Origin of the sequence: Campylobacter concisus (assembly GCF_003048605.1) — a bacterium.
Lineage (GTDB): Bacteria > Campylobacterota > Campylobacteria > Campylobacterales > Campylobacteraceae > Campylobacter_A > Campylobacter_A concisus_BM.
The window spans coordinates 209,702-229,645 of record NZ_PIRX01000003.1 but is presented as its reverse complement, the minus strand read 5'-3'; the positions used below and the strand labels follow the sequence as shown (position 1 = coordinate 229,645).

Below are 19,944 nucleotides of genomic sequence, written 5' to 3'. Positions count from 1 at the left end.
CTGCGTTGGATTCGAACCAACGGCCCCCTCATTAAAAGTGAGATGCTCTACCGACTGAGCTAGCAAGACATGATTATTTAAAAAAGAATTGAGATTATACAAAAAACATTATTATATGTCAAGAAAAGATCATTTAAATTTTAGAATAAGTCTTTGATTTTATTTAGCTATATTATTTTAAAATAAAAAATAAATTCTAAAAAATTTATTTTATATAATTGTCTATTTTTTACAAAATTTTGAGTTATAATCCATTTTAGCAACAAATAAGGAGCAAGGATGATCATTATAAATTCACGCCTACCAACTCAAAATTTAAAAATAGCAAAGTCTCTATCCAAGCTCATACAAGGCTATATTTACAGCTATTTGCCAAAGGCTGAACATGACGGATACACACATAAAGAGAGCGGTAAAAATTTTAAAAGATCAAATTTTGATTTTAGACTAAATGATTTAAGTTTAGAGATAAAATTTAGCTCATTTGTGCCAGAATTTGAAAAAACGATCGCTTTTGCTGTGCTAAAAGATGGATTAAAACTTGGTAATATTTGTTTGCTTGATACGTCTGTGTCAGTAAAAGAGCATAGAATTTCACAAAATGAGGCTACTTTTCAGGGATGTGTTGCGTGTTCGGTCGTTGGACTTTTGGGATACAAAGTGCATCTTGAGCCGCAAGACTCTAGACATCTTGAAATGATGAAAACCAACGCACTGCAAAGATTTGAAACACTTATGGGATACAAATACGAGGGCGAATTTGAGCTAAATTTGCTTTGGCAAAATTTACAAAAGCCATTATATTTTTACTATGGCAATAATAATATGCCAGTCAGAGCATGGCCTGCAAAATGGCACATCAAAGCAAAACCAGAGCTTATAAATTTGATCCTTGATGTGGGAGTTGGTAGTGGATGTATGAACTGCGGACTTGGATTTTTAGAAGTGATAGAAGAAAAGCAAGTTACGTAAAATATGAATTTCAAATCCTACAAGGATAAAAGCTTGATACCTGCTTTTCGAAGTAGGTATTTTATATGAAATGGCAGAAAAAATCAAGTAGAATTTTATGTAAAATATGATAACTTGACTTTTAAAAATATTTGGAGTAAAGTAACGCTTACTTAGTTTAAGGAGCATGTTTTGGCTGATATAGTTAAAATTCTTGCTGACATAGGCGAGGTATATGAAAAAGAAGAGCTTAAGCTCAAAAATGGCGCTCATAAATACGACAAGATCAAAGTCTATCTTTGCGACATAGCGACCAAGCAGATCGAGCCAAATTTAAACATAAGCAAAGACGACCTAATAATATGTAGATTTGGCGTTGGAGCAAATTCAGGCAATCTTTTCCCAAATTCTCAATTTTTGTCCAAAGAAATAAATAAAGACAAAGCTAAATTTATAAGAGGCATTTTGAAATCTATTTCAAATTTGCTCTCCTTTTTTGAGCCAAGCATTATAGAAAAAGACGCTATTTTATCCATACTATCAAGCATAAACGAAGATTATTTTGCTGGTATTATAGATGAGATCAAAGGTCTTGATGAGCTAAAAAACGAAAAAGGCAAAAAAGTCGCTACTTTTTTCTCTCTCTCATATAATGGCAAACCAGTTTCTGCATATTTTAAGCAAATTTTTGAAAATCATATCAGCGTAAAAGAGCAAAAACCATCTTACGGATACGATATCTTAACAAACGAAAATGGTATCGGTGGCGATGCAAATTTAGCGTTTTGCTCGGTAAATGAGATGCCTGCTAATATGCAATTTATTAAATCAAAACTACTGCCATTAAACGCCAATAGCGCAAAAAAGGTAGAAAATGGCTTTAAGGCGATAAAAGATAAGCTATCGCATAATTTTTATGGTATGAAAATGGCGATTTTACCGACTATTTTGAGTAGCTCAGTAAATTTAGAAGAAATTGTAAAAATACTTGAAGAGACTTCAAAGAACGACATAAAAAATATTGAAATCGCCGAGGAAGCCATAAAATTTAGCATAGATTATTATCTCGAGACAACAGCTAAAAAGCAGGAAAATTTACCTGTTTTAAATACGATTTTATTTTATACTCAAAGCAACGCCGCTATCGATTTGAAGCTTGCGATAGACGATGTTTTACCATCTTTTATCTCTCGCATCTCAAATTTAATGAGCCATTTTAACATAAAAGCCTTCTATGAAAAAAATAGCGGCACAGAAGAGACGATCTATCTGCAAAATTTATTTGAAAGCAGGCTTGGCGTGATGAGCTTTTTGTTATCGCGAAATAAATTTGATTTAGAGATTATGATAGAAAGATATAGCGATCTGATTTATTATGGTAGCGTCAATAAAAGCTATGCAAAAAAGTTGGAATGGAGCAAATACTTTAACGATTTTTACAAAGAAAGAAAGTTTGAAAATATTGCAAAATATCAAAATTTCTTTAATGAGATCAATGTCTTAAACAAAAAACTAGTCTTTCAAAAGGAGTGCGATTTGGAAAATTTAACCGATAAAAAAGAACTAATCAAAGAGCTAATCAAAAATAGCGAGTTTTTAAATCAAAACGATGCGCTCACTAGCGCTTATTTGCTCGGTATGCTAAGCGCGGCCATGATAAACTGGCAGCTTGGCGTGAACGGCGGCGTATCCTTTAGCAACTGGCTTAACGACTGCGGATCGATAAGCATGGAAAATTTAGAACGAATTTGGACCAAGTGCGATGAGATGATTAGAAAGCTTAAGGCTGCTTCTGGCAAGCCAAATGCTAACATTGAAAACATAAAAGAGTGTTTGATCGAAATTTTACCGCAGGTCTTTTCTAAGGAGAGAAAGATGGTAAAAACCTCACATACTACACTTGCCTTTGCTATGGGCGGAAGTGACTATCGTAAATTTATAAAAGAAAAAACAAAATAAGGAGAATAAGATGCAAAAAAAAGAGATACTTTTTTTATGGGACGGAGAGAACTGGAACCCAAACGGTGATATGCTAAAGGATAACGCTCCTAGGCGAGATGATGAAACTGGCGTAGCCGAGGTGACGGACGTGCGCATAAAAAGGACTATTAGAGATGAGATCATGAAAAAAGATGAGGCGTCGATTTTTATAAAGGAGTATAGGATAGAAGACGCCCTGCTAGACGCTAAAACGGCTATCAGACAGAGTATAAACATAAAGCAAGGCAAAAGCGAACTGCAAAAAGAAATTTTGTCTAAATTTATCGATATCCGCGCATTTGGCGGAGTTTTGCCTATTTCAGATAAAGACGAGATGAAACAAGACAAAGAGATAAAAACTGCAGGCGTTCAATTTACTGGACCAGTGCAGTTTAGACTAAGCAAATCCCTAAACAAGGTCGAAGTAGAGCATGTTAAAGGAACTGGCGCTTTTGCTAGCGATTACGATCAAAATGATCCAAAAAAACAAAAAGATCAAGCGACTTTTAGAGAAGAGGAATTTATAAAATACGCTATTTTTGCCACTTATGGGATCATAGATAACTATAATGCAGCAAAAACAGGCTTTAACGAAGCCGATGAAGCGAAAATTTTAAAAGCTTTGTGGCACGGCACTAAAAACCTAACAACTCGCTCCAAAATCGGTCAAACTCCAAGATTTATGCTAATCATCACGTACAAAGACGATACGTTTGCAGGCGATCTAAACAATAGCATAAGCCTAAAAAGCGAAAAAGAAGATAGAGTGATAAGAAGCATCAACGAATACACTATCGACTTTACAAATTTAAAAAATAAACTCGCAAGATACGCTGCAAATATAGAAAAGATAGAGTATATGAGCGATTATGATTTTGAAACGATAAACAAAGAAAATTTTGACAGCAGCTGGAAAAAGATAGAGGCATAAAATGAGCATTGTTGCTTTTAGATTATTTGGCGATTACGCTCATTTTTCGCATCCAGCGACGATTTATTCTAGCTTAACCTATCCAGTGCCACCAAAGACCACTATAATGGGCTTTTTAGGTGCTGTTATAGGTGAGGAAGAGTACTTTAAGCTATCAAGCATCCAATACAGCGTAAAAATAGATAGGCAAATTTTAAAAAAGAGTTTTGTCTTTAACGGCATAAAATTTGCCCTCTCAAGCAATATGCACATAGAGGAAGGCTGTCAAAACGCAAAAGAGAAAAAGCAGTTTTACAGAGAGCTAATCTGCTCGCCGTCTTATGTCGTATTTTTAAATTTAGAAAATTTAGAGCAAAGCTATCAAGATAAAATAATCTCAAATTTAAAAGAACATAAAACCGCCTTTACGCCCTATCTTGGGATAAATTTTTGCATAGCGGATTTTAGCTGGATCGATATAAAAATATGCGAAAAAATATCGCAAGCTGAAAGTTTTATAAATACATTTACGCTTATGGATGATTTTATTTTTGAAGGCATTGATGAAAATGCGAAATTAACTACGGCAAGAATGCCTTGTGGCTGTGAAAATGGACGAATTTTTAAAGATTTTAAAGACTTTGTGATGGAGATAAACGGCAAAGAGCTTATAAAATCTAAAAATCATGGAAATATTTATCAGATAAATGATGAAAGAGTCTATTTTATTTGACGAGTTTTGGTCTCATCCAAATAAACTTTTAGAAAATCATATAAAAAATATGATCTCGCCTGACGACGATGAGCTGGATAAGCAGGTCAAGCTCTTTCACGACATCGCAAAACTGAAAAATAATTTTCAAATTTACATCAGAGATACTTCAAACGACAAGCTGGATAAAAATCACTCGCTTTTGTCGGCATATTTTTTCTTGCTAAACTCAAAATTTGATGAGATACCAACCCTGTTTGGCTTTCTTGCTATCGTTTCGCACCACGGCGACGTGGTAAATTTAATGACGCTAGCCAGAGAAGCTAATAAATTTTTCAAAAACCAAAAAGAGCTAGAGCAGTGGGACGAAGTGGCTGGCGCTGCTAAAAACATTAAGATCTATTCGGAGTTATCTACAAAAAAAGATGAGTTTTTAGATAGAGCAAAAAAGCTTCGTCAATACTTAGTTTTATCGCAGTACAGGCACAAATTTACCTATGAGGACTTTATAAATTTCAAAAGCCTATATTCAAATTTGATTTATAGCGATAAATTTGAGGCGATCTTTAGCATGCCAAAGCAGCAAAGCAAAGATATACCGATAGATGTTTTAGAGGGTGATATCCAAAATTTGCCGCCAAATGAAAAGCGAGATGCGTTTAGAAATTTCGTCTTAAACAACTTTGACGAAGAGCGCAAACTTTTTACTTTGACTGCGCCTACAGGCTATGGCAAGACTTTGACGGCATTAAATTTTGCATTGAAATTTAATAAACCTCGCATAATTTATGCGCTTCCTTTTACTTCTATAATCGATCAAACCTACGATATAGTCGCAAAAATTTATAAAAATAGCGATATTTTGGTCAGTAAGGCTCACCACAAAACGACGATAGGCGAAGAAAATCTAACCCAAGAGGATAGATACTCAAAGATTAAATTTCTAATGGAGTCTTTTAGCGGCGAGATAAACGTAACTACGCTTTATCAGCTGATATTTGCGCTATTTGGTAACAAAAACAAAGATAACGTTAAATTTAATCAACTAAAAAATAGCGTCGTTATCATCGATGAGGCGTAAGCGATCCCATATAACTTTAGAAAAGATTTTATCCTGCTTTGCGAGATCATTTCGCAGAGGCTTAGCACTATTTTTATATTTATGTCGGCGACGATGCCGGTTATCAAAAGCGAAAATTTTAAAGAAATTTCAAATTTGGACTATTTTTCAAAGCAGGACAGATACGTCATAAAATGGCTTGATATAGGCGGCGAAGATGAGCTTTTAGAAAAGATTTGCGAGGCTGCAAGCGATAAAAATACCCTCGTCGTCGTAAATACTATCAAAAAAGCGCAAGAGCTATTTGCTAAACTAAGGGATAAATTTAACTGCTTTTGCCTAAACGGATATATGTATGATGATCACAAGCGCACTACTATAGAGGCCGTAAAGTGTGCGATAGATAAAAGTAAAATTGATCCGCTCGCAATCAAAATTTTACTTATCTCCACGCAGTCCATAGAAGCTGGAGTGGATCTTGACTTTGACATTGGGTTTCGCGAAGTCTCGCCTATTAGCTCTATCATACAAACAGCAGGCCGTGTAAATAGGCATTTTGGAGCAACAAGAGGCGAGCTATACGTCTTTCCTGAAATAAGTAAATTTACAAATTTGATTTACGGCGATTTGTATAAAGTAAGCGGGGCTATTTTGGGTGATCTTAAGCAAAAAGAGGTGCGAGAAAGTGAAATTTTAGAAATTTCAAATTTGTATTTTCAAAAAATAAGCAATCAACTGGAAAATTTGCATATAAAAAGCGAGATAGAAAAGCTGGAATTTGAAAATATCAATCAAAAAATCGAAGATATCATGAATGACAACCATAAACAAACCATAATAATCGAGCCTGAAGAAAATTTCATTAAAAATTTTGAAGCTAAAATTTTTGAGATTAAAAATAGTCCAAATGAGAAATTTACCATAAGAGATCTTTTTAAAAACCACATCAGAAAGTTGTCGAAATTTAGCATAAACGTAGCGTTAAAAGATATGAATAAGCTAATGCCAAATTTAAAACAGATAAATGGGCTTAAAGATATGTTTTATCTGCCGTTTGGCTCGTCTTATTTTTATAGTGCCGAGTGCGGCCTTAAAAAAGATACGAATTTAGACATCACAGACGAGGTATTTGAATAATGTTCTCAAAAGATCAGATCACTGGCACACTTGTGAATTACTACGTAACCTGTAAGCGCGAGGCGTGGCTTTACGCACATCAGATCCACGCGGACCAAGAGGATGAAAACGTGCTGATGGGCAAGGCTTTGACTGATATCAAAGAGCAAGATCTGCAAGAATTTGCCTTTGGTAACCTAAAATTTGACAAACTCTCAAAACAGCACGGTCACTACCTCATCACAGAGTATCCTCGCTTTAGCGTTACGAGCGAGAGCGAAGTAAAAAAAGAGCCTAAAAAACGAGCTTGCGGGCAAGATGCAACTACTTTTTTACATCTATCTTTTAAAAACGGGCTTAAATTTAAAAGAGGTAAAAGGCAAGCTAATAAGCGGTAAAAAGGTGATTTTAGTGGAGGATAGCAGCGAAAATTTCGCTCTAGTAGAGCAAATTTTAAGCGAGATAAGCACACTTGCAAATTTAGAAAAGACGCCCAAATTTACGCAGGGCAAATTTTGCCAAAACTGCGCATATCACGACTATTGCACTGCTTAGGAGGCAAGATGTATGTGATACTTTTTTACGACATCGCAGGGCGCGAGCAAAAAGAGCGAAATAACGCAAATCGTATCAGAAAAGCGGTCGAGAAGTTTCTGCCTCGCGTGCAGTTTTCAGTCTATGAGGGTGAGATCCGCGAGAGCGACTTTAAAAAGCTAAGCAAGACGCTGCAAAAAGAGTGCGTAAGCGAGCTAGACTCCATCGTCATCTATACATTTAACTCGCTAAAATACTCCGAGCGCATCGTCATCGGTGTAGATAAAAATAGCCCGGTATTTAGCTAAGGAGCAAATATGCAAAAGAGCGACAGGACGCACTTTATACTTAGTCCAGGTAGGCTTTACAGGCAAGATAATAATATCTATTTTGAAAAATTTGACGATGCTGGCGCGACCCTTGCCAGTAAAATTTTGCCGATAAATGCGATCGATGAAATTTACGTGCTAGCAAAAGTGCATATCGATACCTACACCATCGCATTTTTGGCGGATAATAACATCCTTTTGCACATCTTTAGTCCGTATCAGAGCTTTCGCGGGAATTTCTATCCAAACACGTCAAATTCTGTAAATAAAAGCGGCTTTGTATTGCTTTGCCAGCTCCGCTCTTTTGACGACCCGATCAAGCGTGCATATATCGCGCGCGAGATCACTAGAGCTCACATCATAAATGACGCCGCAAACTGCAAAAGACACGGCGTGAAATTTGACGTGCAGCCTCACATAAAGGCACTAGATGCCGCCACTAGCGTGCCTGCTATCATGGCGGTAGAGGGTGCATTTCAAAAGCTCTACTACGAAAAGTGGAACGAGATCATCGCAGATCAGCGAAGCTTTAAATTTACCGTCCGCTCAAAACGTCCGCCCGCTGATAAGATCAACAGCTTCATAAGCTACGTAAATACGCGTATCTACAACATCTGCTTAAGCGAAATTTACAAGACCGAGCTAGATCCTCGCATCGGCTTTTTGCACGAGCCAAACTACCGCGCGCTAAGCCTTCACCTCGATCTTGCGGAGATTTTTAAGCCGATCTTGGGTGATACGCTGATTTTTAACATGCTAAATAAAAAAGAGATCACCGCAAAGGACTTCCAAACGGACGCTGGCAGGATAAAATTTAGCAACGACGCCGTGCAAAAGATCGAGCTAAAGATGATCTCGCACCTTTGCGAAACGCTCACGGTGGGCGGTAGGGAGCTAACGTGGAGGCAGGTGATCCGCCGCGAAGCAAATAAGCTTAAAAAGTGCATCTGCGAGGACGCGCCTTATGAAGGCTTTAGGTGGGAGTGAAATCGCATTTTAATAAAGCGTTTTTTAAGATTTTAAAATGCTTGAAATTTAGGGCTTTGCGTATTTACACATGGCTAAAATTTAGTCAAATTTAAGGCGAAAAAATATAGACTTCTTGCACTAGAACGCCTATAAAATAGGCTTTTTGGTGCTATTAGAATTTACTCCGTTGGAGTTTGAAACTAGTCGATCTTGTTTTGAAGTTCATAAATTTTTAAATTAGAATTTACTCCGTTGGAGTTTGAAACAAATAGTTTGATTAGGCAAGCCACCAAAAGAACCACTATTAGAATTTACTCCGTTGGAGTTTGAAACTTAATTTGACAAGAGCCACCATTTGGCGGACTTCGATTAGAATTTACTCCGTTGGAGTTTGAAACAATTCTTCAATATCGCCATCGGCTAGAACTTGATTTATTAGAATTTACTCCGTTGGAGTTTGAAACCAAATCAAAAATCTATCTACAAAGCTATCAATATCAAGGATTAGAATTTACTCCGTTGGAGTTTGAAACGACGAGCTACCAGATGAATTTGTTGATGTGCTATCTATTAGAATTTACTCCGTTGGAGTTTGAAACTTTTTTTCCCAGTTATAGATAGTTTTTATATCTTTTCATTAGAATTTACTCCGTTGGAGTTTGAAACAGTATTTTTGCTCTCTTTTTTGTGCCTATTTTTATATTAGAATTTACTCCGTTGGAGTTTGAAACAGTATTTTTGCTCTCTTTTTTGTGCCTATTTTTATATTAGAATTTACTCCGTTGGAGTTTGAAACAATTACAAGTTGATGAAATACAAAATAAGGCTTTACCATTAGAATTTACTCCGTTGGAGTTTGAAACAAATAAAAATGATCCAGTGGGTTTAAAAGAGATTATTAGAATTTACTCCGTTGGAGTTTGAAACTCTCAAAAGGGAGAAACCTTTTTTCACAGCGAAAATTAGAATTTACTCCGTTGGAGTTTGAAACTTATCAACTTTGAGCACGATGCTGTCATTTGCATTTGCTATTAGAATTTACTCCGTTGGAGTTTGAAACAAATAATGATACTATCTCGGTCAGCTGCTGGAATTATTAGAATTTACTCCGTTGGAGTTTGAAACATTAAAAATACAATAAATAGTAGAACTTATAGTTTTATTAGAATTTACTCCGTTGGAGTTTGAAACTAGGTCTATTCTTACTCTATTTTTCACGATTTGGATTAGAATTTACTCCGTTGGAGTTTGAAATACAAAAGAAAAAGAGCGCATATACTCCCTTTGACATTAGAATTTACTCCGTTGGAGTTTGAAACTCATACTCCGCCTTTTCTTTATAAATTTCAAGTGTTATTAGAATTTACTCCGTTGGAGTTTGAAACCGTTGTTGAAGATGTCAATAAAATTTTAAGCCAGTTATTAGAATTTACTCCGTTGGAGTTTGAAACGTTTTTGTGAGTAGTCGGTTACTCGGTAAATTCTAATTAGAATTTACTCCGTTGGAGTTTGAAACCGCCAGCCACTATCGCCGTTTATCGCCGAGTTTTCATTAGAATTTACTCCGTTGGAGTTTGAAATGCTACTGATAGGTGGAGATTTATCGTAAGAGATACTATTAGAATTTACTCCGTTGGAGTTTGAAACAATGGATTAATCGCCCACACGCTCTTTAAAAATGCCTTGATTAGAATTTACTCCGTTGGAGTTTGAAACAGCGGTTCTACGCTGTGACCTAGATTTAGGGCTTATGATTAGAATTTACTCCGTTGGAGTTTGAAACTTCTGCTTGAAAAGTAGCCTATGCGGTTTCTATATAATTAGAATTTACTCCGTTGGAGTTAAAACCCACCAAACATGATTAGCGAAACCGCAATAACTCTTTTGATAGTCGTTTTTTTTGGGGCAGTTCCATACAAATTTTTAGTTGGCAAAGTTAGATGGCAGCTATTTTGACACAATTTAGAAAAACACCTTGACCAAAGATTAAAATAAAGCAAATTATCGGATCAATGAAATTTTTTATCAATTATAATTAAAACAAAAAAATATATGAATTTATAAAACCTACTTGTAAATACAAGTAGGTTTTAAAATGTTTTATTTCTCTAGTTTTTCTTTAAGTTTTTCTTTTTTAGATTTAGCTTTTGAAGCAGCTTTTTCTTTCTTTTCTTTTACTTTGTCAACAACTTTATCTTTTTCGCTTATACTAGTTTCATCTTCTTTACTAGAAGTTAGCTCTTCTTTAGTTTTAGAAGCTTTCTTTTTAAATTTATCTTTTTTATCAGAGATTTTTTCTTTCATCTCGTCTTTTGCCTCATCCATTTTCTTCTTGCCAACTTTTGCTTTTTCGCTTATTTCGCTCTTGCCAGTAGTAGAAATTTCACCTTTTAGGTTATCAAAAGTTTTATCGCCGATACCATTTACATTTTTGAGATCGTCGATTGAGTTAAATTTATTTGCTTTTCTATACTCGATGATAGCATCTGCTTTTGCACTGCCAATGCCATCAAGACTCATAAGTTCCTCTTTTGTAGCTGTGTTTAGATTGATTGCTGCCATAGCCAAAGACGCAATAGCTGCAAGTGAAATCAAAATTTTTTTCATTTCCATTCCTTAAAAGTAAATTTGAGGTAAAATTCTAGCAAAGAGTGATTAATGAAGTATAAATATGAAGTAATATAAAAATGATTTTAAATATAGTTTATAGGAGAGAGTCCCTGAAAAATTTCAGGGAAAAAGTTTTATTTTCTAAGTTCGCGGATCTTAGCTGCTTTGCCGCGTAGTTCACGTAGATAGAATAGTTTAGCTCTTCTAACACGACCTTTTCTAAGAACCTTTATCTCTTCGATAGAATCGCTAAATATTGGGAAAATTCTCTCAACGCCAACACTGTTAGCACCGATTTTTCTGATGATAAATGTTTCGCCAGTGCCGCTACCGCGTCTAGCTATACAAATGCCTTCAAAATTTTGAATTCTCGTTTTGTCTCCCTCGTGAATACGAGTAGCCACACGCAATGTATCTCCTGCACGGAAGTCAGGGATATTCTTACCAGCAATTTGAGCATTTTCAAACGCTTCAATGTATTTATTTCTCATGTTTTTCCTTGTTTATGTGGCTTTAGCTTTTGATATAAATCAGGGCGAAAGTACCTTGTTTTGCAGTGAGCCATCTTGTTTTTTAAATTGTGGATTTTAGCATGATTACCCTTTAAAAACTCTGAAACCACAAAGAGGGATTTAAAATTATCAGGTTTTGTAAAAGATGGAGCTTCAAGCAAATCATCCTCAAAACTCTCTACTTCAAGGCTCATGTCATTTCCTAAAACTCCAGGCACATTTCTTGATATCGCGTCACTCATACAAAGTGCAGGCAGCTCTCCGCCAGTTAAAATAAAATCACCTATACAAAAAACTTCATCTGCCCAAAGCTCAACAACCCTCTCATCAAGACCTTCATATCTACTGCAGACAAAACAAATATGATCTTTTTTAGAGAGCCTTTTCGCGTCATTTTGACTAAATTTTTTACCAGCTGGCGTCAAGAAAATAACATGGGCATTTTTGTCTTTTTCTTTTAAAAATTTGATCGACTCATCCAAAGGCTGTGGAAACATCAAAAGCCCTGCTCCACCTCCGATCATATAATCATCAACTTTATTGTGCTTATTATTGGTAAAATTTCTTGGATTTATGAAATCAATTTCTATAAATTTATTGCTAATCGCACGTTTTAAAATAGAATCGCAAAAGTAAGGTTTGACTAAATTTTCAAAAAGTGTAATAAACGTAAATTTCATGAATTTTCTAAGATATCTCTAGCGCCTTTTACTAAAATCTCTCCACTATCTAAATTTACGCTTTCGATAAAACGCTCCAAATATGGAATGTAGAAATTCTTTGGTTTGCCAGCTGTAATAAGCTCTTCATCAGTTTTTATGTATAAAAGTGAATTTGCAAAATTATCTTGGATATCTTCTACAATACCCAAAATTTCGCCATTTTCTACAACTTTTAATCCAATGATATCAAACTGAAAAAATTCATCTTTTTTTAGTTTGCAGTTTTTTCTAGTAAGCTCTTTTGTGGTATAAATAGTTTTGTTTACAAGTGTTTTAGCAAGGTCTAAGTCATCAAATTTTTCAAACAAAACCAGCTCTTTTTGTTTGTTATAATCTTTTATGATGAGCTGAACACTGTTTTTATCAAAAAAGGTTGCACCTTTTTTAAATTGCTCTGGGAAGTCGCTCTTGTTGTGAAGCTTTAAATAGCCCTTTAAACCAACACATCTCCCGATGGTAGCGACTTCAACAATATCACTATTCAATAGCTTTTACCGTTACTCTATAACTTGTATTGTCTTTTGCTTTACAGCCAATAATAACGGTCTTTATAGCATTTATCATTTTGCCATCTTTACCGATAAGCTTTCCAGTATCAACCTTATCAGCACTTATAATGATCTCGACAAAATTTTCACCAAGCTCTTGACGCTCAATAGTCACCTTTTCAGGAAAATCAGCTATAAGCTTGGCGTATTCGTATAAAAAATTTTCAACCATTATTTTGTAATTTGTGCAACTCTGTCGCTAAGTTTAGCACCGACGCTTTTCCAGTAATCCAATCTCTCTTTGTTGAAATTTATAACATTTGGCTCAACCATAGGGTTGTAATAACCAATGCTCTCTATCCAACCGCTGTCGCGTCTTTTTCTGCTATCTGTAACAACTATACGATAAAAAGGTCTTTTTTTACGTCCCATTCTTGTTAGTCTTACTACTGTTGCCATATTATATTCTCCTCTTGTTTTTAAATAAAGCTTAAATTTAGATAACAAATATCCAAATTTAAACCCTTTTATCAAACAGGTCTTTTTAAATTTGCTTGTGAAAGCATGTTTGCAAGTCCTTTTACTCCGCCCTTTCCTGAAAATTTCTTAGCAAGCTTTGAGGCATTTTCAAACTGCTTCAAAAAGCGATTTACCTCTACTTGAGATAGTCCTGAACCAGCTGCCAAACGCCTTTTTCTGCTATTGTTTAAAAGGTCTGGATTTTCACGCTCTTTTTGCGTCATAGAATTTATCATAGCCTTAATATGCAAAATTTCTTTTGAATTATCAAGGTCTATATCTTTTATCTGATTTGCAATATTTGAAAGTCCAGGTATCATCCCCATCAAAGACTTCATGCTACCAAGCTTTTTAACGCTTTCCATTTGATCCAAAAAGTCATTAAAGTTAAATTGACCTTTTTTTATCTTTTGATTTAGACGTTTTGCCTCTTTTTCATCGATAATAGTCGATGTTTTCTCAACCAAAGTAGCTAAGTCGCCCTCGCCCATTATACGGCTTACGATACGATCTGGTATAAAACTCTCGATATCAGCTACTTTCTCGCCAGTACCGACAAATCTAAGTGGAATATTTAGCTGTTTTGCGATACTAATAGCTACGCCACCCTTTGAGTCAGAGTCAAATTTAGAAAGGATAACTCCAGAAATTCCCAAAATTTCATTAAAACTTGTAGCTGTTTTTACAGCATCTTGTCCGCTCATAGCGTCAGCTACATAGAAAATTTCATGTGGATTTATCGCATTTTTTACATCTTTTATCTCTTGCATCAACTTTTCATCGATCGCAAGACGACCAGCGGTATCCACCAAAAGCACGTCATAAAGACCGCTTTTTGCTTTTTCTAGTGCTTCTTTTGCTACTTTTATGGGGTTGTTTTCGTTTTCTATATAAAAAAGATCGATCTCATTTGCAACGCAGAGCTGCCTTAGCTGTTCAACCGCTGCTAATCTTTGTAAATCACAAGCTGCAACTAAAACTTTTTTCTTTCTTAGTTTTAGATAGTTTGCAAGCTTGATAGTTGTCGTTGTTTTACCGCTACCTTGCAAGCCAGCCATCAAAACAATGGTTGGCGCAACTGGCGCATAGACAAAGCCTTGGTTGCCAGGAGCTGTTAAGATAGTCGTTAAATTTGACTTGATCGCATCTAAGAAATTCTTTTGGCCAACGCCAGTTTGCTTTAGTTCGCTTTCGATAGACGCGAGTAGATCTTTGGTGACTTTATGATGAACATCAGCTTTTAAAAGAGCTTTTTTAAGCACGTCAAGTGCGTTTTTTAGAGCTTTCTCGTCATCTACAAAACGTATCTTGCTAACGGCTAATCTAAAAGACTCGCTAATTTGTTCAAACACTAATCACCTTTCTAAGTTGTTATTAAAGGGCGTATATTACTAAATAATTTCTTTATTGCTCTTTAAATTTCAAATTTATTAGACAGCTCAAATCCGAGAGAGTTAAATTCTTTTGGGATCGGCGCTTTAAATTTATAATTTAAAAGGGCGATAGAATAGGCATGCAAAAACATTCTATTTGCCCTATTTTTGCCGTATTTCTCATCGCCAACTATCGGTAAATTTAAACTAGCCAAATGCACCCTTATCTGATGCGTCCTGCCTGTTTTTATGACCACTTTTACCAGCGTTTTTTTACCCACAACCATGATCGGTGAAATTTCACTGATCGCCTCTTTGCCATCTTTTGAGATCTTTGAAAAGGCACCATTTTTATTTTTTATCGTTAAGATCGGCTCATTTACGACCACTTCCTCGCTCATGATACCCTTAACTGCGGCCACGTAAATTTTCTCAACCTTCATATTTTTAAACTCATTTATGGCAAGGCTCGCAAATTCATCATTTTTTACAAGAAGCAGCACGCCGCTTGTGTCTTTATCGAGCCTGTGAAGAAGCGGAAATTTATACATTTGGCTGATTTTTTCGCTAGTTATTGCAGCTGGTTTATTGATGGCTATTAAATTTTCATCTTCAAAGATAACGCTTGGCTTTGGCATCTCTTCGACATTAAATTTAGTGTTTTCACTCATCAAAGCACGAGCTATCATCACCTTTTGCCCCTTGGCATAGACTAGTCCGCTGTCGATTAGCTCCTTTGCCTCGTTGTTTGAGATATTTTTTTGTTTGGCTAAAATTTTATACGCTTTTTCTTCACTCATAAAGTACTCCTTATATCTTCTATGATCGCATCAGCGCTGGCCTGCACGGCGATCTTGCTCTTTTTGGCATCACTACCCATTATGCCGCCGATCTCGCTGACCTTTGCGATGTAGATGTTTTCAACTAGGCCAAATAACGCCTTTTGGTTAAATATAAACTCGCCGCTAATTACCACTGGGTTAAATTGTGCGCACTCGATTGGATTATGCCCGCCGATATTTGGCACAAAACTGCCGCCAAGCACGACTATATCGCTAATAGCATAGACATTTACAAGCTCGCCTAAAGTGTCAAGCAAATTTACCTTTGCTTCAAATTTATGTGTTTGACTAAATTTAGCAAAGCTATAATCATACTTTTTAGCGTAGTCGCTAGCTAGCTTTTCCACCTCCACAAATCTCTCAGGGTGGCGTGGTGCGATGATTAATAGATCGTTTTCTTTTAAATTTAAATTTTGCAAAATCATCTCTTCTTCGCCCGCATGCGTGCTTGCTAGCACGATCACTCTAGCTTTTGGCTTTTCATAAACTCTACTCACGCTTGGCAAAAATGCAGCTTTTATGTTGCCAACGACCTCTATTTCACCAGCTCCAAGCGACTTTAGCCTCTCTTTATCAAGCTCGCTTTGGGCGTAAATTTTATCTACAAATTTAAAAAGATATCTATAAAAAAAGCTAAATTTTAAGTAGCTTTTATAGCTTCTATCTGAAATTCTAGCGTTTATAAGGATCACACGGCTGCCTTTTAGCTTCGCCATGAAAACTAGCATAAGCCAAAGCTCAGCCTCAAAAATGACTAAAATTTTGCTCTTTTTTAGCCAAAATGGCAAGAAAATTTCAAATGGTAAAAACCTTGTGTTAGAACAAATTTTACTTGCTGCTTCAAAGCCCGTATTTGTTACCACGCTTATGGCTTTGCTCTCAAATTTTTGCATCAAAGGTTTAAGTGCTTGGACCTCGCCAAACGAGCAAGCGTGAAAATGCACATCTGCATCTTGAAATTTTGGATTATCAAAGAGAAAAAAACGTGCTGGGATCGATCTATGGTATTTTTTTTTGAAACTTAATAAAAGTAGAAAAATAGCCCCAAAAAAGTAGAGTATTGAGGCTAAAAAATAATATATTATTATCACGAAACGTGTTATTGCTCTTGTTTATATAAAATTCTGCCACAATGCGGGCAAGTAACGATATCTTCGCCTTTTACAACCGCAGAGAAAGTTTTATCATTTATCTGCATAAAGCAGCCATAACAAGCTTGTTTTTTAACAGGCACAACGGCTGTGTTGTGAGCCCATTTTCTGATCTTTTCATAAAATGCTAGGATCTTTTGGTTCATCGCAGCGACAAGCTTATCTTTTTTAGCATAAACCTCTTTGCGCTCTTTTTCGATCTTTTCAAGCTCAGATGAAACCTCGCTTTTTATCTTTTCTAAATTTCCCTCAAGCTCTGTTTTTTTAGCGTTTAGCTCATCTTTTTGAGCATTTTTATTGTCAATTAGTTTTTCAAGTCTAGCGATCTCTTCATTTGCTGCTTCAAGTTGCTCTTTTGCGATATCTTCTTCAAGACCTAGCGCTTTTATCTCTTTTTCGCTTTTAGCGCTCGAGCTTTTTTTAGCTACGTCTTTGATCTTGGCGCTAAATTCAGCGATATGAGCGTTTGTGCCTGATTTTTGTGATTTTAGATCATTTACCTCTTCGTCAAGTCTCTCTATATTAACCGCTATAGTTTCACACTCTTCTTCTATGCTTTTATAGGCTTTTTCTACTTCTTGTATGCGCGGCGTGAAGCCGTCTATTTGTTTGTCAAGATCAGATAATTCAACTAATTGTTGCAAATATTTATTCATAATGTTTCCTTTTTTATTAGCAATATGTAAATGGGTTTTTAGAATTGCTTATTATAACTTCAATTTTTAGATTTTGCAAATATTTTGCTAAAAAATCACTAAAATAACGCTCGCTTTCATAGTGGTTTATGTCGATCAAATTTAGTCCATTTTCCTTTGCATAAAGGGCTTGGTGATACTTTAGATCGCCTGTCAAAAAGGCATCTGCTTTGACATCTTGCATGAGATCTGCGCCGCTTCCAGTGCAGATGCAAATTTTAGAAATTTCATCTTTTGCATAAACTGCTCTTAAATTTTCAAGTCCAAGTTTTTCTTTTACAAATTTGCAAAGCTCGCTAAATTTCATATTCACATCAGCGTAGATCAAAAAGCCATCTTTGCTTGAAATTTCAAGCCCCAAAACCTGCGTCGCAAATTTTTCATTTAAAAATGCAAGATCGGCATTTGTGTGAAGCGAGATAAGCGAGATATTTTTTATCATCATCTCTCTTATAAGCGAGCTTGGATAAAGGCTGTAGTCTAGGCACTTTAGCCCTTTAAAAATGAGCGGATGATGCGTAATAATAAGTGAGTTTGGTTTTACGCTTTGCAAAAATTCACTATCAAGATCAAGACTTAGATAAATTCGCTCAAACTCACTATCAAATGAGCCAACCTGCAAGCCGCTATTATCCCAAGACTCTTGGCTCGTAAATGGGCAAATTTCATCTAATTTTTTATAAATTTCAGCTATTTTCATCAAATTTTACTTTTGCTCTAAGCTCTCTTTATATGTTAGCGCGCACTCTTTTGCAAGCTCACGAATTTTTAAGATGTAGTCTTGTCTTTGCGTCACGCTTATCGCTCCACGCGCGTCAAGGACGTTAAATGTATGAGCCGCAAGCATGCAGTAGTCGTAGGCTGGCAGTGAAATTTTAGCCTCCAAGCAGCGTTTGCACTCGTTAAATGCGTTTTCAAACTGGTTAAAAAGCATATCGACATTTGCCACTTCAAAGTTATATTTGCTCCACTCATACTCACCTTGCTTATGAACGTCAGCGTAGGTTACGATATTGCCATTAGAGTCGTCCCAAACGATGTCATAGACGCTGTTTACATCTTGCAAATACATAGCTAAGCGCTCAAGGCCGTAGGTTATCTCACCAGAGATTAGCTCGCATGCGATGCCGCCAACTTGTTGAAAATATGTAAACTGCGTAACTTCCATGCCGTCTAGCCAGACCTCCCAGCCAAGCCCCCAAGCACCAAGTGTCGGGCTCTCCCAGTTGTCTTCAACAAAGCGAATGTCGTGATTTTTCAAATTTAGACCAAGTCTTTCAAGGCTTTTTAGGTAAAGCTCTTGGATATTTTCTGGGCTTGGTTTAATGAGTACCTGAAACTGATAGTAAGCACCCAGGCGGTTTGGGTTTTCGCCGTATCTGCCATCAGTCGGTCGGCGGCTTGGAGCTACGTAGGCAGTCGCCCAAGGCTTTGGTCCGAGGCTTCTTAAAAATGTCGCTTGATGATATGTACCAGCGCCTGCGGGCATATCGTATGGCTGAAGTATGACGCAGCCTTGCTCTTGCCAATAGTTTTGAAGCGTTAGTATTATTTGTGAAAATGTCATTTTGTGCCTTTTATTTTATTGATATATAAATTTCTATTTTATCTTTTAGATATTTTTCAAAGTCCGTTTTATAGGTTCTTTTTAGCTCACTACTTTCAAAATATCTCCAAATTTCACCCCAAAATTTTGCAACATTTTGTGGCTCATTTGCAAAGCTAAAAAGAGCGTATTTTCCGCTTTGTATATCTAAATTTTCATCACCCTTTTGGCGTGATCTTGTGCCGATAAAGTTATCGTAATGTCCATTAAAATCGCTTTCGTAATTGCAGTAAACGCTATAAATTTCGCTCTTGCCATCATAGAGCTCGCCCATAAATTTAGACCATAAAGCTGGAATTTTGCCCTTGCCGTCCATTTCATCTTCATTTTTAGTGCGAGTTTTTACTCCATAAATTTCAAAGCTATCATCTAAATTTATAATCTTCATAAACTACTTTTGTCCGTTAAAATTTTCAACCGCTTGGTTCCACATGAGCTTGTATTTTCGTTTTAAAAATTCAACTTCATCTTGTGAAATTTTAAGCTGTTTTGTAAGCGTCTCGACCGTTTTTCTATCCTCGTCATAGAGCTCTTGCATCGAAATGAGCGCCTCTTTTAAAAATTTATTCTCATTTCTTAAGGTCTCAAGCGTCTCATCTTTTGCGTCAAGCACCTTTTCGTGTAAATTTAGTATCGTGCCAATCGTCTTTTCCACAAAGCTAAAACCATCTTGGCTTTGTGGCTGCAAGGATAAATTTTGCGAAACACTAGGCACCACGCTCATCGTTCCCTCGCTCGCTTCTATCAAAATTTCTCCGTTTTCCTCTTTGGTTTTTAAAACGCCACGATTTATCATATCCTCGATAACTTCGCGCTCCAAGTGCACAAGTTTGCAAAATTCATCAACTCCAAGATAGGTCTGCAC

The 19,944-nt window shown here is 36.2% G+C and carries 22 protein-coding genes, 1 pseudogene and 1 CRISPR repeat array; of the genes and pseudogenes, 9 read left to right on the top strand and 14 right to left on the bottom strand.

Features of this window, described 5'->3' with window-relative positions; translation table 11 throughout:
• Window positions 1-279: 279 nt before the first annotated feature.
• The 9 genes and pseudogenes from CVS86_RS03610 to cas1 all read left to right on the top strand — a co-directional run bounded on the left by CVS86_RS03610 (window position 280) and on the right by cas1 (window position 8,579).
• Window positions 280-972: a CRISPR-associated endoribonuclease Cas6 gene (locus tag CVS86_RS03610; RefSeq protein ID WP_107790997.1), complete on the top strand. Its 693-nt coding sequence runs from the start codon at window positions 280-282 to the stop codon at window positions 970-972.
• A gap of 171 nt (window positions 973-1,143) precedes the next feature.
• Window positions 1,144-2,910 carry a TM1802 family CRISPR-associated protein gene (locus CVS86_RS03605; protein ID WP_107790996.1) on the top strand — a complete coding sequence of 589 codons (1,767 nt, stop codon included), beginning with the start codon at window positions 1,144-1,146 and terminating at the stop codon, window positions 2,908-2,910.
• Between the two features lie 10 nt (window positions 2,911-2,920).
• Entirely contained in the window at window positions 2,921-3,862 is a 942-nt protein-coding gene (gene cas7b / locus CVS86_RS03600) for a type I-B CRISPR-associated protein Cas7/Csh2 (RefSeq protein ID WP_107790995.1), read from the top strand.
• A 1-nt stretch (window position 3,863) separates the two neighbouring features.
• A complete protein-coding gene (gene cas5 / locus CVS86_RS03595) occupies window positions 3,864-4,574 on the top strand; it encodes a CRISPR-associated protein Cas5 (RefSeq protein WP_107790994.1) in 711 nt (236 codons plus the stop codon).
• Window positions 4,552-5,634, top strand: coding sequence for a CRISPR-associated endonuclease Cas3'' (locus tag CVS86_RS09985; RefSeq protein ID WP_234399222.1), 1,083 nt, complete (start codon window positions 4,552-4,554; stop codon window positions 5,632-5,634). Before cas5 ends, CVS86_RS09985 begins: the two co-directional genes overlap by 23 nt.
• A 93-nt stretch (window positions 5,635-5,727) precedes the next feature.
• Entirely contained in the window at window positions 5,728-6,750 is a 1,023-nt protein-coding gene (locus CVS86_RS09980; RefSeq protein WP_234399221.1) for a helicase-related protein, read from the top strand.
• Window positions 6,750-7,284: pseudogene (locus CVS86_RS03585) on the top strand (Dna2/Cas4 domain-containing protein). The gene CVS86_RS09980 and the pseudogene CVS86_RS03585 overlap by 1 nt, the downstream one beginning before the upstream one ends.
• An 8-nt stretch (window positions 7,285-7,292) precedes the next feature.
• Window positions 7,293-7,571, top strand: coding sequence for a CRISPR-associated endonuclease Cas2 (gene cas2, locus CVS86_RS03580; RefSeq protein ID WP_021089505.1), 279 nt, complete (start codon window positions 7,293-7,295; stop codon window positions 7,569-7,571).
• 9 nt (window positions 7,572-7,580) lie between these two features.
• Entirely contained in the window at window positions 7,581-8,579 is a 999-nt protein-coding gene (cas1, locus tag CVS86_RS03575; RefSeq protein WP_107790993.1) for a CRISPR-associated endonuclease Cas1, read from the top strand.
• Window positions 8,580-8,732: 153 nt separating this feature from the next.
• Window positions 8,733-10,410: direct repeats of the CRISPR family, unit length 30 nt; unit sequence ATTAGAATTTACTCCGTTGGAGTTTGAAAC.
• A 251-nt stretch (window positions 10,411-10,661) separates the two neighbouring features.
• Here cas1 and CVS86_RS10225 read toward each other — a convergent pair.
• The 14 genes from CVS86_RS10225 to CVS86_RS03505 form a co-directional block, all read right to left on the bottom strand.
• Window positions 10,662-11,168 (bottom strand): helix-hairpin-helix domain-containing protein, encoded by a 507-nt coding sequence (locus tag CVS86_RS10225; protein ID WP_107790992.1) that lies wholly within the window; start codon window positions 11,166-11,168, stop codon window positions 10,662-10,664.
• A gap of 137 nt (window positions 11,169-11,305) precedes the next feature.
• Window positions 11,306-11,662, bottom strand: a complete 357-nt coding sequence (rplS, locus tag CVS86_RS03565; protein WP_002941851.1) for a 50S ribosomal protein L19 — start codon at window positions 11,660-11,662, stop codon at window positions 11,306-11,308.
• The gene (gene trmD / locus CVS86_RS03560) at window positions 11,659-12,363 is read right to left on the bottom strand and encodes a tRNA (guanosine(37)-N1)-methyltransferase TrmD (protein WP_103644170.1); all 705 of its coding nucleotides are present in this window, start codon (window positions 12,361-12,363) and stop codon (window positions 11,659-11,661) included. Before trmD ends, rplS begins: the two co-directional genes overlap by 4 nt.
• Window positions 12,360-12,890, bottom strand: a complete 531-nt coding sequence (gene rimM, locus CVS86_RS03555) for a ribosome maturation factor RimM (RefSeq protein ID WP_103644171.1) — start codon at window positions 12,888-12,890, stop codon at window positions 12,360-12,362. Before rimM ends, trmD begins: the two co-directional genes overlap by 4 nt.
• Window positions 12,883-13,125: a KH domain-containing protein gene (locus tag CVS86_RS03550; RefSeq protein WP_009293991.1), complete on the bottom strand. Its 243-nt coding sequence runs from the start codon at window positions 13,123-13,125 to the stop codon at window positions 12,883-12,885. The genes rimM and CVS86_RS03550 overlap by 8 nt, the downstream gene beginning before the upstream one ends.
• Complete coding sequence (gene rpsP / locus CVS86_RS03545) at window positions 13,125-13,352, bottom strand: 30S ribosomal protein S16 (RefSeq protein WP_009293992.1); 228 nt, start codon at window positions 13,350-13,352, stop codon at window positions 13,125-13,127. Before rpsP ends, CVS86_RS03550 begins: the two co-directional genes overlap by 1 nt.
• Window positions 13,353-13,423: 71 nt before the next feature.
• Window positions 13,424-14,764 carry a signal recognition particle protein gene (ffh, locus tag CVS86_RS03540; protein WP_107790991.1) on the bottom strand — a complete coding sequence of 447 codons (1,341 nt, stop codon included), beginning with the start codon at window positions 14,762-14,764 and terminating at the stop codon, window positions 13,424-13,426.
• Window positions 14,765-14,826: 62 nt separating this feature from the next.
• Window positions 14,827-15,585: an RluA family pseudouridine synthase gene (locus CVS86_RS03535; RefSeq protein WP_107790990.1), complete on the bottom strand. Its 759-nt coding sequence runs from the start codon at window positions 15,583-15,585 to the stop codon at window positions 14,827-14,829.
• Entirely contained in the window at window positions 15,582-16,718 is a 1,137-nt protein-coding gene (gene waaA, locus CVS86_RS03530; RefSeq protein WP_107790989.1) for a lipid IV(A) 3-deoxy-D-manno-octulosonic acid transferase, read from the bottom strand. Before waaA ends, CVS86_RS03535 begins: the two co-directional genes overlap by 4 nt.
• Before the next feature lie 8 nt (window positions 16,719-16,726).
• Window positions 16,727-17,434 (bottom strand): zinc ribbon domain-containing protein, encoded by a 708-nt coding sequence (locus CVS86_RS03525; protein ID WP_107790988.1) that lies wholly within the window; start codon window positions 17,432-17,434, stop codon window positions 16,727-16,729.
• Between the two features lie 16 nt (window positions 17,435-17,450).
• Window positions 17,451-18,173: a Nif3-like dinuclear metal center hexameric protein gene (locus CVS86_RS03520; RefSeq protein WP_107790987.1), complete on the bottom strand. Its 723-nt coding sequence runs from the start codon at window positions 18,171-18,173 to the stop codon at window positions 17,451-17,453.
• 6 nt (window positions 18,174-18,179) lie between these two features.
• A complete protein-coding gene (gene glyQ, locus CVS86_RS03515; RefSeq protein ID WP_021084368.1) occupies window positions 18,180-19,040 on the bottom strand; it encodes a glycine--tRNA ligase subunit alpha in 861 nt (286 codons plus the stop codon).
• A 10-nt stretch (window positions 19,041-19,050) separates the two neighbouring features.
• On the bottom strand, window positions 19,051-19,467 hold the full coding sequence (locus CVS86_RS03510) for a GyrI-like domain-containing protein (protein WP_009294001.1): 417 nt from the start codon (window positions 19,465-19,467) through the stop codon (window positions 19,051-19,053).
• Between the two features lie 3 nt (window positions 19,468-19,470).
• Window positions 19,471-19,944, bottom strand: coding sequence for a DUF3972 domain-containing protein (locus CVS86_RS03505; protein WP_002942132.1), 474 nt, complete (start codon window positions 19,942-19,944; stop codon window positions 19,471-19,473).

Coding starts and splice junctions, on each gene's coding strand:
- CVS86_RS03610 (WP_107790997.1), top strand. CDS start 280: ATGATCATTATAAATTCACGCCTACCAACTCAAAATTTAAAAATAGCA.
- cas7b (WP_107790995.1), top strand. CDS start 2,921: ATGCAAAAAAAAGAGATACTTTTTTTATGGGACGGAGAGAACTGGAAC.
- cas5 (WP_107790994.1), top strand. CDS start 3,864: ATGAGCATTGTTGCTTTTAGATTATTTGGCGATTACGCTCATTTTTCG.
- CVS86_RS09985 (WP_234399222.1), top strand. CDS start 4,552: ATGAAAGAGTCTATTTTATTTGACGAGTTTTGGTCTCATCCAAATAAA.
- CVS86_RS09980 (WP_234399221.1), top strand. CDS start 5,728: ATGCCGGTTATCAAAAGCGAAAATTTTAAAGAAATTTCAAATTTGGAC.
- cas2 (WP_021089505.1), top strand. CDS start 7,293: ATGTATGTGATACTTTTTTACGACATCGCAGGGCGCGAGCAAAAAGAG.
- cas1 (WP_107790993.1), top strand. CDS start 7,581: ATGCAAAAGAGCGACAGGACGCACTTTATACTTAGTCCAGGTAGGCTT.
- CVS86_RS10225 (WP_107790992.1), bottom strand. CDS start 11,168: ATGAAAAAAATTTTGATTTCACTTGCAGCTATTGCGTCTTTGGCTATG.
- rplS (WP_002941851.1), bottom strand. CDS start 11,662: ATGAGAAATAAATACATTGAAGCGTTTGAAAATGCTCAAATTGCTGGT.
- trmD (WP_103644170.1), bottom strand. CDS start 12,363: ATGAAATTTACGTTTATTACACTTTTTGAAAATTTAGTCAAACCTTAC.
- CVS86_RS03550 (WP_009293991.1), bottom strand. CDS start 13,125: ATGGTTGAAAATTTTTTATACGAATACGCCAAGCTTATAGCTGATTTT.
- rpsP (WP_009293992.1), bottom strand. CDS start 13,352: ATGGCAACAGTAGTAAGACTAACAAGAATGGGACGTAAAAAAAGACCT.
- CVS86_RS03535 (WP_107790990.1), bottom strand. CDS start 15,585: ATGAGTGAAGAAAAAGCGTATAAAATTTTAGCCAAACAAAAAAATATC.
- CVS86_RS03525 (WP_107790988.1), bottom strand. CDS start 17,434: ATGAATAAATATTTGCAACAATTAGTTGAATTATCTGATCTTGACAAA.
- CVS86_RS03520 (WP_107790987.1), bottom strand. CDS start 18,173: ATGAAAATAGCTGAAATTTATAAAAAATTAGATGAAATTTGCCCATTT.
- glyQ (WP_021084368.1), bottom strand. CDS start 19,040: ATGACATTTTCACAAATAATACTAACGCTTCAAAACTATTGGCAAGAG.
- CVS86_RS03510 (WP_009294001.1), bottom strand. CDS start 19,467: ATGAAGATTATAAATTTAGATGATAGCTTTGAAATTTATGGAGTAAAA.